The 13682-nt window shown below is 58.2% G+C and carries 9 protein-coding genes and 1 tRNA gene; 5 read left to right on the top strand and 5 right to left on the bottom strand.

The features are described from left to right. Positions 1–11: 11 nt before the first annotated feature. Both rpiA and F7D08_RS01150 read right to left on the bottom strand, forming a co-directional pair. Positions 12–710 carry a ribose-5-phosphate isomerase RpiA gene (gene rpiA, locus F7D08_RS01155; RefSeq protein ID WP_044089068.1) on the bottom strand — a complete coding sequence of 233 codons (699 nt, stop codon included), beginning with the start codon at positions 708–710 and terminating at the stop codon, positions 12–14. Between the two features lie 189 nt (positions 711–899). Further along, positions 900–1847 (bottom strand): ribonuclease H family protein, encoded by a 948-nt coding sequence (locus F7D08_RS01150; RefSeq protein ID WP_152208913.1) that lies wholly within the window; start codon positions 1845–1847, stop codon positions 900–902. Positions 1848–2299: 452 nt separating this feature from the next. On the opposite strand from F7D08_RS01150, the gene F7D08_RS01145 reads away from it, so the two are divergent. Beyond that, entirely contained in the window at positions 2300–3250 is a 951-nt protein-coding gene (locus F7D08_RS01145; protein ID WP_404979630.1) for a hypothetical protein, read from the top strand. 334 nt (positions 3251–3584) lie between these two features. Here the strand turns inward: F7D08_RS01145 and pgm are convergent, their stop codons facing one another. Continuing rightward, on the bottom strand, positions 3585–5261 hold the full coding sequence (gene pgm / locus F7D08_RS01140; RefSeq protein WP_152208912.1) for a phosphoglucomutase (alpha-D-glucose-1,6-bisphosphate-dependent): 1677 nt from the start codon (positions 5259–5261) through the stop codon (positions 3585–3587). 208 nt (positions 5262–5469) lie between these two features. Then, positions 5470–6975 (bottom strand): sugar porter family MFS transporter, encoded by a 1506-nt coding sequence (locus F7D08_RS01135; protein WP_226803227.1) that lies wholly within the window; start codon positions 6973–6975, stop codon positions 5470–5472. A 447-nt stretch (positions 6976–7422) separates the two neighbouring features. On the opposite strand from F7D08_RS01135, the gene F7D08_RS01130 reads away from it, so the two are divergent. Both F7D08_RS01130 and F7D08_RS01125 read left to right on the top strand, forming a co-directional pair. Then, positions 7423–9570 carry a glucose PTS transporter subunit IIA gene (locus F7D08_RS01130; protein WP_152209091.1) on the top strand — a complete coding sequence of 716 codons (2148 nt, stop codon included), beginning with the start codon at positions 7423–7425 and terminating at the stop codon, positions 9568–9570. A 38-nt stretch (positions 9571–9608) separates the two neighbouring features. Beyond that, positions 9609–10451 (top strand): PRD domain-containing protein, encoded by an 843-nt coding sequence (locus tag F7D08_RS01125; RefSeq protein ID WP_152208910.1) that lies wholly within the window; start codon positions 9609–9611, stop codon positions 10449–10451. Positions 10452–10459: 8 nt separating this feature from the next. Here the strand turns inward: F7D08_RS01125 and F7D08_RS01120 are convergent, their stop codons facing one another. Beyond that, positions 10460–11638 (bottom strand): diacylglycerol/lipid kinase family protein, encoded by a 1179-nt coding sequence (locus F7D08_RS01120; protein WP_193316129.1) that lies wholly within the window; start codon positions 11636–11638, stop codon positions 10460–10462. 134 nt (positions 11639–11772) lie between these two features. Here F7D08_RS01120 and serS point away from each other — a divergent pair, with 134 nt between their 5' ends. Further along, the gene (gene serS, locus F7D08_RS01115) at positions 11773–13059 is read left to right on the top strand and encodes a serine--tRNA ligase (protein ID WP_152208908.1); all 1287 of its coding nucleotides are present in this window, start codon (positions 11773–11775) and stop codon (positions 13057–13059) included. 188 nt (positions 13060–13247) lie between these two features. Beyond that, a tRNA-Ser gene (locus F7D08_RS01110) sits at positions 13248–13332 on the top strand. Positions 13333–13682 lie beyond the last annotated feature (350 nt).

Below are 13682 nucleotides of genomic sequence, written 5' to 3'. Positions count from 1 at the left end.
ATTCGTTGGAATCACTTGTTGGCGTTGGTCAGGACGCGCGGGCCGTTCGGGTCGCCGACGATGACCTTGTCCACCATGTTGAGGAACAGGCCGTGCTCCACCACGCCGACGGTGGTGATGAGGTCCTCGGCCAGCTCCTGCGGGTGATCGATGCGTTCCAGATGCAGGTCAACCACGAAGTTGTTCTCGTCGGTGCGCACTTCCTTGCCATCGGCGTCGAGACGCAGCACCGGCTTGTAGCCCTTGGCCTCGAACTTCTTGATCACGTGGCCGGCGCCGAACGGAATCACCTCGACCGGCAGCGGGAACTTGCCGATGGTGTCCACGACCTTGGACTCGTCCACGATCCAGACGATCTGGTTGGAGTTGGTGGCCACGATCTTCTCCCACAGCAGGGCAGCGCCGCCGCCCTTGATACCGTTGAAGTTCTTGTCCACTTCGTCGGCGCCGTCGATGGTGATGTCGATGTGATCCACATCGTCGATGTCCACGATCTTGATGCCGTAGCTTTCAGCCTGGGCCTGGGTGCGACGGGAGGTGGTCACGCCGGTGAACTCCAGGCCCTCCTCCTGATGACGACGACCAAGCTCGTCCACCAGGAACTTCACGGTGGAGCCGGTGCCGAGACCGGCGATCATGCCATCCTGAATGAGCTTGGCGGCTTCGATGCCGGCGGCCTTCTTCAGCGCGTCCTGCTGAGCCTTATCCATGGGTGTTCTCCTTTGTTTTCCTTGGTTTCGACCGTATGTATTAACGGTGTAAAGCCTTCCCTCTTATCCTAACGCGGGTGAGCGAATTTGTGCCCTCGTGTCCGTTTCCTATGCGCATGCGTGCGGCTGTGCGATGAATCTCACATCGCACAGCCGCACGCATGGCAGAAGATGGGCCATCGTATTGGCTTATTTGCGGAAGAATGGCGCGTTGGTGATGGTGAGGTTCCCCTCGCCATCCACATATCCCTCAATTGCGATAGTGCCGGAAATCGGCATTGGCTGGCCGTTGTAGTACGGACTGGTCTTCGGGGCGGGGGAGAAGGTCAACGTACCGGAAACGGTCAATCCGCTGGAAGAGCCTGCGGCTTGGGTCGATGGAGCGGCTGCAGCGGGGGTCGCCGACTCAATTGTGGACACGTCGCTGTGCGCGTTGGTGGGGGCGCTGAAATCAAAATCCGGTACGCCTTCAGGCTCGGTCAGCAGATCGGTGAGCGATTGCTTTTGCGCCGGAACGGTTTCAGTCGCGGGCCTGCGTAGATCGGCGGCATCGGCTTTGCCATCCAAGACCAGCTGCACATCCGGTGGCACATCAGTGCCGTGTGCATATTCGGAATTCAACAACGACTGCCAGCCTTCGATCGGCAGGTAGCCATCGCGTGCGCCGGAGCGGCAGTCCCCGGCATAGGTGCGGGCCAGTTCATCTACGAGCTCATTGCCTGCATCGCCGGCATGGCCTTTGACCCATTTGAAGTTCACTGGGCCGGGCCGCTTCGAAATCTCGGCATCGATTGCCTTGATTAGCTCGACGTTCTTGACCGGCTTCTTCTGCGAATTCTTCCAGCCGTTGCGCTTCCAACCCTTCACCCAAGTAGTGGAGCAATTAATCGCATACTGTGAATCGGATTCGATCAGCAGTGGCTCGGAACCGGGGTGCGCTCGCAATGCCTCGAGCACTGCGCACAATTCGCCGATCTGATTGGTGCCGTTCGTCGCGCCGCCGGCGTCATAGCCGTGCTCGTCATGCTCATGGCCAGGCGTGCCGCCCGCGTTTTTTGCATGGTCGGCCCAGGCCCAACCCATCGGGCCATTGGGATTGCCCAAGGCGCTTCCGTCCGTAGATACCGTAATAGTCATGTGCCCACACTATCGCATAGGGCGTCAGAGGAGGCCCGGTCTCTTTGATTGAGAGCTTCCTTTTGTGACACGATTTGGTAATTCGGGTCTTACCGTGATTTCGTACCATTGAGATCCAACGACCGCTACGGAAGGTTGACGCTTTCTATTGCCACAACGTTATGAATATGTGGCTTCTGAGCGGTTGTGGCAAGAAGCCGTGGTACGACGTTTCCCAAAGAGACAATTTGCCATATTGGGACAATCGAGAAGCGATTGGATCGATCTATGACGCAGACCATTGGCCAGGGTAAGAAGACATTCGCTTGTGGGAACCGTGTACCTCATGTGCTAGAGCATCTGTACGCCTACTTTCATGGTTTCATCACGTTTCATGTGGATAACTCAGCAAGCTCGGACCACATACCCCGATTTAGTTTTACGCTGGCGCGCATCATCGCTATCGTGGCGACATGGGCAATATGATCAACGGTGATTTTTCTGTTTCGTTTCCGAATGAGGGTGCTATGCGAGGCAATCTTGAGCAACGTAAGTATGACATGGCACGTCGTTGCGCTGAAGTCGCTCAACGATTAGGCATAAGACTTCTGTTCGGCATGACCACGTCATTGATTCTGCAATCCGTGCCTATGCCGTCTGATTGTGATCTTGATGCATATGAGCTGCATACGGTCTTCGGCGCGCGGGAGAATCGCGTTCGGATTCGAGGGCTATCCACCCATCCGCATATTTGGAAGCATGTGCCAAAGGCTGGGAAGGTGAAGATCAGCCAGTACGTATTCGCCCTTGATCTCTTTCATACATGGGCTCAACTTGCTACTCATATGTCACTGGATTCGTTGATCGTGCTTGGTGATTCGATTGTCACGGCAATCGCTCGGCAGCCTGCACTGGCGAGAGGACGCACTGCCACCGTTATTTATGATGATTTGAAACGATTTGTAGATGGCCTGGCGGGATTCAAAGGGCGTTTGGCGTGCCAAAGAGCGTTGGTGCTCGTCATGCCAGGTGCCGATTCGCCAAAGGAGTCCGAGGCGCGTCTCGCATTGCGGGCTCACGGCGTACCGCAGCCTGTACTGAATTATGAGGTTCCAGGCGCTGCATTCAAGTCTGCTGCAGTCATAACGCTGGATATGGCATGGCCTGAGTACAAGGTCGGAGTTGAATACGACGGGGATCATCACCGTACTGACAAGATGCAATGGCGTCGTGACCAGGAAAAGCGTGATAAGTTGCGAGGCCGCCAATGGATTGTGTTCGTGGCCACGGCGTCTAGCCTTGCCAATGAGGATGCGCGGGCTGAGTTTGCGTTTAACGTATCTCGCGCGCTCGCGTCGCGCGGGGCCACGTTTGAATTCTTCATGATGCCGAAATCCACCAAGCAATTGGCTGCAGGCACGTGACTCCGGCTGATTGTGTTTGATTGGTCGGCGGGAGTTCGTTTTGCCTCCAATCGTGGGTGGACCCGAGTGGCATGATTCGCCAAAACGGAGGGAATCGGCCGATTGTACCAAGCCATCTTGAACGTCCCGACGAAGGAATGGCGGTTTTGCTTGCCACGATATGGCAATAATGATTTATCGTGCGGTTGTGGCAAGAAACCGTGGCACGACATTGGTTTAGGTCATTGATTGCTATTTTGTGCCACATCCGTATGATGACGCGCATACATAAAGGGCGTTTGGACAGTAAGACACAGTCCAAACGCCCTTTGCGCTATCAGGATTCAGCGAGAAATCACTCGCTCAGAGCCTTGTCGACCACGAGCTTGGCTTCGTCGAGCACCTTGTCGAGGGCCTCGGGGCTCTCGAAGGATTCGGCGTACACCTTGTAGATGTTCTCGGTGCCGGAAGGACGGGCTGCGAACCAGTTGTCCTTGGTGGTGACCTTCAGGCCGCCGATCTTGGCGTGGTTGCCCGGAGCCTCGGTGAGCTTGGCGGTGATGTCTTCGCCGGCAAGCTGGGTGGCGGTCACGTCGTCGCCGGTGAGCTTGGCGAACTTCTGCTTCTGCTCAAGGGTGGTTGGGGTGTCGACGCGCTTGTACCAGGACTCGCCGAAGCGAGCAACCTGATCCTTGTGCAGTTCGGCCGGGTTCTTGCCGGTCTTGGCGGTGATCTCAGCGGCCAGCAGGTCGGGGATCAGGCCGTCCTTATCGGTGGTCCACACACGGCCGTCGCGGCGCAGGAAGCTCATGCCGGAGCTTTCCTCGCCGCCGAAGGCGACCTCGCCGGTGAACAGCGGATCGACGAACCACTTGAAGCCGACCGGGACCTCGACCAGCTTGGCGTTGATGGAGGCGGCCACGCGGTCGATCAGGGAGGAGGAGACCAGCGTCTTGCCGATGCCGGCGCCCGCAGGCCAATCCGGGCGGTTGCCGCCGAACAGGTACTCCACAACCACGGCGATGTAGTGATTCGGGTTCATCACGCCCCAGTTCGGGCAGACGATGCCGTGACGATCGGCGTCCGGGTCGGTGCCGCCGACCAGATCGTACTTGTCCCAAGCGCCGGCGTTGAGCTCGTCAACCAAGCCCTTCATGGCGTACGGGGAAGACGGATCCATGCGGATCTTGCCGTCGTGGTCGATGGTCATGAAGCGCCAGGTCGGATCGACTTCAGGACGCACGACGCCGATGTTCAGGCCGTACTTCTCGTTGATCAGCGGCCAGTAGTTCACGGAAGCGCCGCCGAGCGGGTCGATGCCGAGACGCACGCCGGAGGAACGAATCACATCGAAGTCGATGACGTTCTTCAGATCATCTACGTAGTGCTCGCGGAAGTCGAAGCCCTCGACGTACTCGGACTTGATGGCCTCCTCGTAGGGCACGCGCTTGATGTTCTTGTAGTCGCCGAGCAGCTCGTTGGCGCGAGCGGCGATGGCGTTGGTGGTTTCGGCAGGAGCCGGGCCGCCGGTGACGGGGTCATACTTGAAGCCACCGTCGGTAGGCGGGTTGTGGGACGGGGTGACGACGATACCATCGGCAAGGCCCTCGCCCTCGAAACGCTGGGTGCCATCGGCCGCACGGTTGTGAGTCAGGATGGCCTGGGAGACCACCGGGGTGGGCACGAAGTCATCGCGGGAATCGATGCGCACGTGCACGCCGTTGGCCACAAGCACCTCGATGGCGGTCTTCTTGGCCGGACCGGAGAGCGCGTGGGTGTCGGAACCGAGGTACAGCGGGCCGGTGACGCCAGCCTGCTTACGGTATTCGGCAATGGCCTGGGAGATGGCGATGATATGAGCCTCGTTGAACGAGGTCTTCAGGGACGATCCACGGTGGCCGGAGGTGCCGAAGATGACACGCTGCTCGGGAACGGACGGATCGGGGACAAGGTCATAGTACTTGCCGATGACCTCATCGACGTTGATCAGATCTGCTGGGGTGGCGGGTAAGCCCGCATTTTTTGCTACCATGCTTCCCTATTGTGCCACGGATTTCAACGTTTTGGACGCAGTTATGTTAAGAGTTGTCAACTTTTGTGCGAATGGTGAAAAAAGAGGCGGCAACACGCGGTAAAGAGGCGCTCAAAGGCCATGCAAACCATGGCAAAACGGTAATGGCCGGTATCGTATCCCGGAATAATCGGGTCGATACCGGCCATCGGTCAATGGTGCTTGGGAATCAGTGACGGGAAATCTCCTGCTCGATCTCCTCCAGCGACTTGCCCTTGGTCTCGGGCACAAATCGCAGCACGAATGGGATGGACAGGGCTGCGAACACACCGAAGATGGCGAACGGACCACCCACATTGTTGCCGAACGCGTCGAGCAGCACCAGGAAGAACTGGGAGACGATGAAGTTGCCCAGCCAGTTGGCGGCGGAGCCGAAGGAGGAGCCGATGCCGCGCACGGACAGCGGGAAGATCTCACCGATCAGCACCCAGGCGATCGGGCCCCAGGAGACAGCGAAGCCGAGGATGTAGAAGGCGATGAGGATCATGGTCGGCACTGCGAGCACGGCGACGTCGCCCACGAAGTTCATCACGGCGAGAATGGCCAGGGAGACGGTCATCACGATGGAGCCGAAGATCAACATGCCCTTGCGCGGGAACTTGTCCATGATCATCGTGGCCACGATGGTGGAGACGAAGTTCACCACGCCGATGCCTACAGAAACCCAGATGGCATCCGCTTCGGGGAAGCCGAAGCCCTTGATGAACACCTGAGGCAGGAAGTAGATCACGGAGTTGATGCCGACGAGCTGCTGGAAGAGCATGATGCCGATGGCGGCGACGAGCGCCGGGCGAGCGATGCGGAACAGCTCGCGCACACCACCCTTGGTGTCTTGGGCGGCCACGGCCTTGATCTCGTCAAGCTCCAGCTGCACCTGGGCCTGGTCGACGTCCTTGCGAATCAGGGTCAGCACCTTGAATGCGTTACGCTCGTCACCTTTGTTCACCAGGTAGCGCGGGGATTCCGGCAACATGATGCCGCCAATCAGCAGTAGCGCGGCCGGAACCAGAGCGGAGCCAAGCATCCAACGCCAATCGCGGGCGCCCAGCAGATTGTGGCCGAGGAAGCCGAGGTTGGAGGCATAGGCCAGCAGGATGCCGAACGTGATCATGAGCTGGAACAGCGTGGAGAGGGAACCACGGCGCTCCTTCGGGGCGAGTTCGGCAAGGTAGGCCGGGGTCAAGGCGGAGGCGGCGCCCACGGCAAGACCCAGAATGATGCGGGCTGCGACCATCATCAGGAAGCCAGTGGCGGTGGCACACATGCCAGAGCCGATAAGGAACAGGATGGCGGAGACGATGAGCAGCTTCTTACGGCCGAACTTGTCGGACAGGGCGCCAATGGACAATGCGCCGGCGCAGGAGCCGATAAGCACCGAGGAGGTGATGAAGCCGGTCTGGGAGACGCTCAGGCCGAAGTCGGATTCGATGAGCGGGGATGCGCCGGAGATGATGCCGGTGTCAAAGCCGAACAGCATGCCGCCGAGGGCGCCGAACGTGAAGATGAACGAGCTGTTGAGCGGGAAACGAGAGGAGAATCTACGGGATTCCGCCGCTTCGATGGTTTCGATTGTGTTGGTTGCAATGTTTGCCATTGCGCTGGCGCTGTTCTCGAGCGCTTCGGTGGCGTCCGTCGCCACATTCGTGGATGCGGCTGCAGTGTTTGCCGTCGTCATTGCCATGTTCCTTTCATCGCCATTGACGGAGTGCATTCGGTGCACCCCATGTGCCGCGTGCAGGCAGTACCTCGTTGTGCCACCTGAAAACAAAAAAGACCTGGAACAATGTGGAACACGCATATCCGATACACTGATTATCGCTTACGGATATACCAATTCCACATCGCTCCAGGTCTTGCCTCGTTTCCAAGTAACAACCCTGCTACGCAACGTGTGAAGAAAAGAATACGACTTTTTTGTGCGCGACACTCCGAAGAGCAATAGATTATTGCAATCGTTTGCGTTGAGGTAGGTCTTACCGGGCAATCGGAGTGGATTGCTGATGTTCGATGGACAAAGCTGGACTTGATGCGAGACAATGGCGGGGATGTAGGGTGAAGGGAGTAAACGGTGGCGGCATCGAAAGCATCAGTACCATCTGCGCGAACGCAGGATACGCCGACTATGGATTCCGCCGCGACCGCTTCCGTGCCCGCCGCTTCCGCATCATCGATGGCTCAACAGATTCTCGAAGCCCTCGGCGGCACAAGCAATATTCTTGAACTCACCCACTGCGCCACCCGATTGCACGTCACGCTTTCCGACGAGCGTAAAGCCAATCTGAACCGGATTGAAGCCATCCCGGGTGTGCTCGGCGCATTCCCGCGCGCTGGCGGGCGCTGCCAAATCATCATCGGCGGTGCTGTGGCCTCGGTATATGAGCGCATGATAAGCATGATGAATGCGGCCTCGTCAGAGGTAATTGGCGCATCCGATGTATCCGAAAAATCCATGGAGTCCGTAGACCCTATCGCTCCTGCAGATTCTGGTGCAGCACGTCGCGAGGCCCCACAATCATTCATGTCTCGTGCGTCGTTGCCTCGCACGCCGCGAGCATGGGCAAGCGCCATCCTTGACTACGTTTCCGATGCCTTCCGCCCATTGCTCGGCGTGCTGCTTGGCGCATCAATGATTATTGCGCTCGCCAACGTGGCTGTGGCGCTAGGACTCACCCCGGATGGCAACACTACTGACGGTTGGCGGGCATTGAAGGCCATCTGGGAAGTCATGTTCGTGATGCTGCCCATCATGATTGCCGTCAATGCTGCCCGCAAGCTCAACGTCGACCCCTGGCTTGGCGGCGCGATTATGTCGGCGCTGTTGGCTCCCCAACTTGCAGGATTGAACGGCGGCATCGATGTATTCGGCATCACCATGCCTATCAATGATTACAGTGGCAACATATTTGTGCCGCTGCTCATGGTCGTGCTGCTGGCCGTGGTCTACCACGGGCTGAAACACGTGATTCCAGACAGCGTGCAACTGGTGTTCGTGCCGTTCTGCTCGCTCGTGGTGGTCTATCTGCTTTCCGTACTGTTCATCGGTCCGCTTGGCGTATGGCTCGGCGATGAACTAAGTGCGGGCACTGCATGGTTGAACACGCATGTGCCGTTCCTGTTCGCGCTCTTGATTCCTATGCTCTACCCGTTCTTGGTGCCACTCGGACTGCATTGGCCGTTGAATGCTCTGATGCTGATGAACATTCAGACGCTGGGATATGACTTTGTACAAGGCCCTATGGGCGTTTGGAATTTTGCTTGCTTTGGTGTGACCGCAGGCGTGCTCATGCTGTCTATTCGTGAACATGATGCCGTTATGCGCCAGACTTCGCTCAGTGCACTGCTCGCTGGTTTGCTCGGTGGTGTTTCGGAGCTCAGTTTGTACGGTATTCATCTACAGCATCGCCGTACGTACCGGTGGTTGCTCGCCGGCTGTGCAGCCGGAGGCCTCTCTAGCGCGATGCTCAGTTGGGCGTTCCCCTCAGTGCTGCCCTCAGGGCAGACAATTCACGGAGTAACGACTACGGCGTTCGCTTTTTCCTCGCTCTTGACCATTCCAGTGTTCGATCGTGCATGGGTATATGCGCTTTCCATCGCCATTGCATTTGCTGTTGCCATGATGTTGACGGTGATATTCGATTACCGTATGCCGCAAAGCACTCGCGAAAGCGTCTCCTCGGCAAAGTCGGTGTCTGAGAAGTCCTCTGCCGTAATCACTGATGCCGATGATTCACCGGTCGAGGATTCCGCCGCTCCTGTGCAGCATCGTTGGCATGCCGAATCGCCCAATGCTGTCTTCGCTCCAATTGCAGGCGCAGTGGTCGGTTTGGGGTCAATCGGCGACCCGGTATTCGCGTCCAAGGCGCTTGGCGAGGGCGTGGGTATCGTGCCTGATGGTTCAGCGGGTGTCGCAGCGGTGCATGCGCCGGTGAGCGGCATGATAAAAATGGTGGCTAAAACCGGTCATGCGTTCGGCATCAAAACCGACGATGGCATTGAGGTACTGGTGCATGTTGGTCTCGATACCGTGGATATGGGTGGTGACGGATTCGTTCTGCAGGCTGCGAAGGGGGAGCGCGTCGCCGCCGGAGATGTGCTGCTGCATGTGGACTTTGGCGCGATTGTCCGTGCAGGCCATAACCCAGTGGTGGTGGTGACCGTAGTCAATACGATGACGATGACCTCGGTAGTGCCATTGATCGAGCTTGATAGGCAACAGGACAAATCGAGGAGGGTGACTGCCGGAGTACCTATTATCGACGTAGAACGATAATGGATGACAGCTCAACGATGACGGGAAGGAGGTGCGTCATGGAAATACTCAGGGTCTTCAACAACAACGTCGTGCTTGCCAACGATGGTAATGGCGGCGAAGTGATTCTCACCGGCAGGGGTCTGGGATTCCAAGCCAAACCGGGGCAGTCGGTTGACGAATCGAAGATCGTGCGCACCTTCGTGCCTGCGGACGGCCGAGACCCCGATCATTTGGCACAGATGTTGTCGGACATCGACCCGGAAATCATTCGCATCATCGTCGACGCGATGAAGGAAACCGGTCTGGGGAAGCGTGAGATTGGCAGCACCACACTGGTGATGGCACTTGCCGACCATATCGCCGGTGCCATTGCGCGGCAGAAGCGCGGCATCGCAGTCGAGTATCCGCTGACTGGCGAAGTCAGCAACCTCTATCCCAAGGAATACGAACAGGGGCATGCGTTACTCAAGGCCATCAACGCCAAGCTTGTGGAACCGTTGCCGGATGGCGAGGAGACATCGCTTGCCATGCATCTGGTGAACGCCGGATTCGCCACCGGAGACCTGACCTATACGTATACGATGACCGGCGTGATTCAGCAGATGCTGGACATCATCGAGCATGCATATGGGCTGAAACTCGACCGTGAATCAGTGAACGTGGGGCGTTTCATCACGCATTTGCGCTACCTGTTCATCCGCATCCATCAGAACAAACAGCTCGTAGATGAGCCGGCTCCCATCGTGAAAGCGATTCGTGAAGCCTATCCCGAGGCGCTGCGTTGCGCGTCGACCATTGGCGGACTGCTGGAATTGCGCCTGGACGCAGACGTCAGCGAAGACGAGGTGGCCTACCTCGCCATGCATGTGGCGCGAGTCACCGCCGACGCCCGGCAATAATCAGAGTCCTACTTCACCGGTTCCAGGATGCTCGTCGTCTCCGCGAAATCGGACGTGGCGTTCGCCGCCGCAACCTGCGCGGTCTTCAATGTGGAGGTATCCGGCACACGTACGATCAAGGCACGTTGGTCCACGGAGAAGCGGATGTGTTTGGTTTCCGGCAGCATATCGCCATCCACCTGCGCTTTGGCGGGCTTCTCCAATGTGATTTCCGCGGTGATGCCCTGCACCTGCTCGACGGTGGAGTTGGTGGACAGCGGATTCTGCTCCGGCTTGCCGGTGATGGTCTGATGCACCACGTCGCCGAACAGGTTCGCCCAACCCAGAATGCCGCCGGTGGTGTCGATGATTTCGAAATCAAGGATGCCGTCATCGTACGAGGCGGCGGGCATGAGCGAAAACACGGGGATCTGGCCGCAGTTGCCGGCCATGATCGTACGAAAATCAAGGTTCTTGATGGAATGGGTGGAGCCATCGGCGCTGGTGATGGTGAGATTGCCGCGGAACTTCGGTGCGAACAGGTTCTTGATACCGCCCACAAAGTAGGCCAGCCAGCTGATGTTGGCTTTCAATGCCGGATCGGTGTCATCGATCATGGCCGCATCGAAGCCGATGCCGGCGATGATGAGGAACGCATGGCCGTGATCGTCCTCAGGATGGTCAAGCAAGCGAAGCCGGCCCATATCCACAAGGCGAGAGCCATGGGAGGTGGCTACGGTCAACGCCGCGTCGATATCGTCCACGGGAATGCCCATATTGCGGGCGAACAAGTTGCCGGTGCCGATGGGGATAATGCCAAGCGCATGGCCGGTTCCGGAAACCGCGCTCGCCACTGTGCGCACCGTGCCGTCACCGCCAACGGCGATCACCACATCGGCGCCGTCTTCGAGCGCCTCCAATGCGCAGGCGCGCCCGTCCTTATCGAGCTGCGTATCGTAGAAGCGAATGCGATTCAATCCTTTGGAGCGGCAGAACTCCTGGATATGCAGACGTTGGGTGGCCGCCTGAGGCTTGGAGGGGTTGATGATAAAGGCATACTGCACCTCGTCGTCCCTGCGCTTTTCCAGTGTTTCGGCGAGCCTGCGGCGGCGCTCGGCGCGGATACCCAAGGCGATGGCTGCGATGAACACCGCAAGAAGCAGCACCGCGGCAATGATGATAAGCACTGTAAGCGTGGACTGAGGCATGATTCCTATTTGTAGTGGCAGATTGTCCGTCTTGACTATTGCCGCGCCGTTCGTGAACATTTCCTGCACGGTTGGTGAGATTGGCAGGCGGATGACATGCTTATGTGTCGGCTTGCGGCGGTAGTGTTGGGCGCATGCTTGATATTCAATTCATCCGTGAACACACTGATATTGTCAAGGAATCCCAGCGCAAGCGCGGCGAGTCCGTCGAACTCGTCGATGAAGTGCTTTCCTCCGATACCGCACGTCGTGAAGCGCTGAAGGCTTTCGAAGAGGCCCGCGCCCAGCAGAAGGAAATCGGCAAGAAGGTTGCCGCGGCTCCGGCCGACGAAAAGGCCAAGCTGATCGCCGAAACCAAGGAACTTTCCCAGAAGGTCGCCGAATACAAGTCCAAGGCTGATTCCGCGGCCGAGGAATACACCACTGCCATGTGGAAGCTCTCCAACATCGTGGAGCCGGAGGCCCCGGAAGGCGGCGAGGACGATTACGTGGTGGTCAAGAAGGTTGGCCAGATTCGTGACTTCGCCGCCGAAGGCTTCGAGCCGAAGGATCACCTGACCCTCGGCACCGAGGTGGCCGGCATCGATATGCGCCGCGGCGTGAAGGTCGGCGGCTCCCGCTTCTACTTCCTGCGTGGTGCTGTGGCCCGTATGCAGATCGCCATGCTGACCATGGCTGTGGATCAGGCCGAGGAGCACGGCTTCGTGCTGGCCATCACCCCGACGCTGGTCCGTCCTGAAGTGATGCGCGGCACCGGCTTCCTGAACTCCCATGCCGACGAGATCTACCGTCTGCGCGAACCTGACGACCAGTACCTGGTCGGCACCTCCGAAGTGGCTCTGGCCGGTATGCACGAGAACGAGATCCTCGATCTCGACAACGGCCCGCTGCGCTACTGCGGTTGGAGCTCCTGCTATCGCCGTGAGGCTGGCGCCGCCGGCAAGGACACCTCCGGCATCATCCGCGTCCACCAGTTCGACAAGGTGGAAATGTTTGTCTACGCCAAGCAGGAGGACTCCTACAAGGAGCATGAGCACCTGCTGGCCATGGAGCAGGAGATGCTCGCCAAGGTTGAGGTGCCGTACCGCATCATCGATACCGCCGCCGGTGACCTGGGCTCCTCCGCCGCCCGTAAGTTCGACTGCGAGGCTTGGGTGCCGACCCAGGGTCGCTACCGCGAGCTGACCTCCACCTCCAACTGCACCGAGTACCAGGCTCGCCGCTTGAACATTCGCGAGCGTATGGAAGACGGCAACACCCGTCCGGTCTCCACGCTGAACGGCACACTGGCCACCACCCGTTGGCTGGTCGCCATCCTTGAGAACCACCAGCAGAAGGACGGCTCCATCGAGATTCCGAAGGCCATGCGTCCGTACATGGGCGGCAAGGAAGTCATTGAGCCGACCAAGTGGGAGGCCTGATTTCATCTGGCCTGCTGTTGCTCTGCGGGCAACTATTGTCTTCCTGAAGATGAGGAGTCCAAAGAGCCGGAGGGGGAGGCCGGCGAGGCCGCAAAAGATACATTGCGACAGCGTCGATAATTATTCTCCCTACCGTATGTATAATTGAACATTGTGCGCTTTCGCGGCATGCTGTGGGGCGCGCAGAAGGACAGATGTCTGAGCGGTCTAAAGAGACGGTCTTGAAAACCGTTGAGGGGCAACCCTCCGCGAGTTCGAATCTCGCTCTGTCCGCAAACCGGGGTCTAGGCAGGTGTCTAGGCCCCGTTTCTTTCCGCGGTGCAGGTCGGGTCAGGTGACTCGATGTAGTCGACGGGTGATACGCGGATCCTTGCGGGTTCCTTGACTGCGGCAAGAAAATACGCTTTCACTATTTCTTCATATTTTAGATACATGCCGGTGTTGCGAGAGTTGGGTCGCGTGATAATATGTAACCGGTCACACGGCCAAGCGTTCAAAAGTCAATATGCAGGGATTGTTGCTAAAGTTAACGGAACTTATGTGCGATAAACCAAAGGAACTCAACGTTTTTGTTGGTGGCGCGCAGAAATTGTTAGCAAAGTTGACAATTTTCCTTGAAGGGC

Source organism: Bifidobacterium cebidarum (genome assembly GCF_009193305.1).
Taxonomy (GTDB): domain Bacteria; phylum Actinomycetota; class Actinomycetes; order Actinomycetales; family Bifidobacteriaceae; genus Bifidobacterium; species Bifidobacterium cebidarum.
Note: the sequence above shows the minus strand (reverse complement) of the source record. Positions and strands in the feature narration are given on the sequence as shown.

What these genes read in the sequence shown, in the direction of transcription:
- F7D08_RS01125 (WP_152208910.1), top strand. Translation starts at nt 9,609, where the DNA reads ATGGAAATACTCAGGGTCTTCAACAACAACGTCGTGCTTGCCAACGAT.
- F7D08_RS01150 (WP_152208913.1), bottom strand. Translation starts at nt 1,847, where the DNA reads ATGACTATTACGGTATCTACGGACGGAAGCGCCTTGGGCAATCCCAAT.
- F7D08_RS01120 (WP_193316129.1), bottom strand. Translation starts at nt 11,638, where the DNA reads ATGCCTCAGTCCACGCTTACAGTGCTTATCATCATTGCCGCGGTGCTG.
- serS (WP_152208908.1), top strand. Translation starts at nt 11,773, where the DNA reads ATGCTTGATATTCAATTCATCCGTGAACACACTGATATTGTCAAGGAA.
- F7D08_RS01145 (WP_404979630.1), top strand. Translation starts at nt 2,300, where the DNA reads ATGGGCAATATGATCAACGGTGATTTTTCTGTTTCGTTTCCGAATGAG.
- F7D08_RS01130 (WP_152209091.1), top strand. Translation starts at nt 7,423, where the DNA reads ATGGATTCCGCCGCGACCGCTTCCGTGCCCGCCGCTTCCGCATCATCG.
- F7D08_RS01135 (WP_226803227.1), bottom strand. Translation starts at nt 6,975, where the DNA reads ATGACGACGGCAAACACTGCAGCCGCATCCACGAATGTGGCGACGGAC.
- pgm (WP_152208912.1), bottom strand. Translation starts at nt 5,261, where the DNA reads ATGGTAGCAAAAAATGCGGGCTTACCCGCCACCCCAGCAGATCTGATC.
- rpiA (WP_044089068.1), bottom strand. Translation starts at nt 710, where the DNA reads ATGGATAAGGCTCAGCAGGACGCGCTGAAGAAGGCCGCCGGCATCGAA.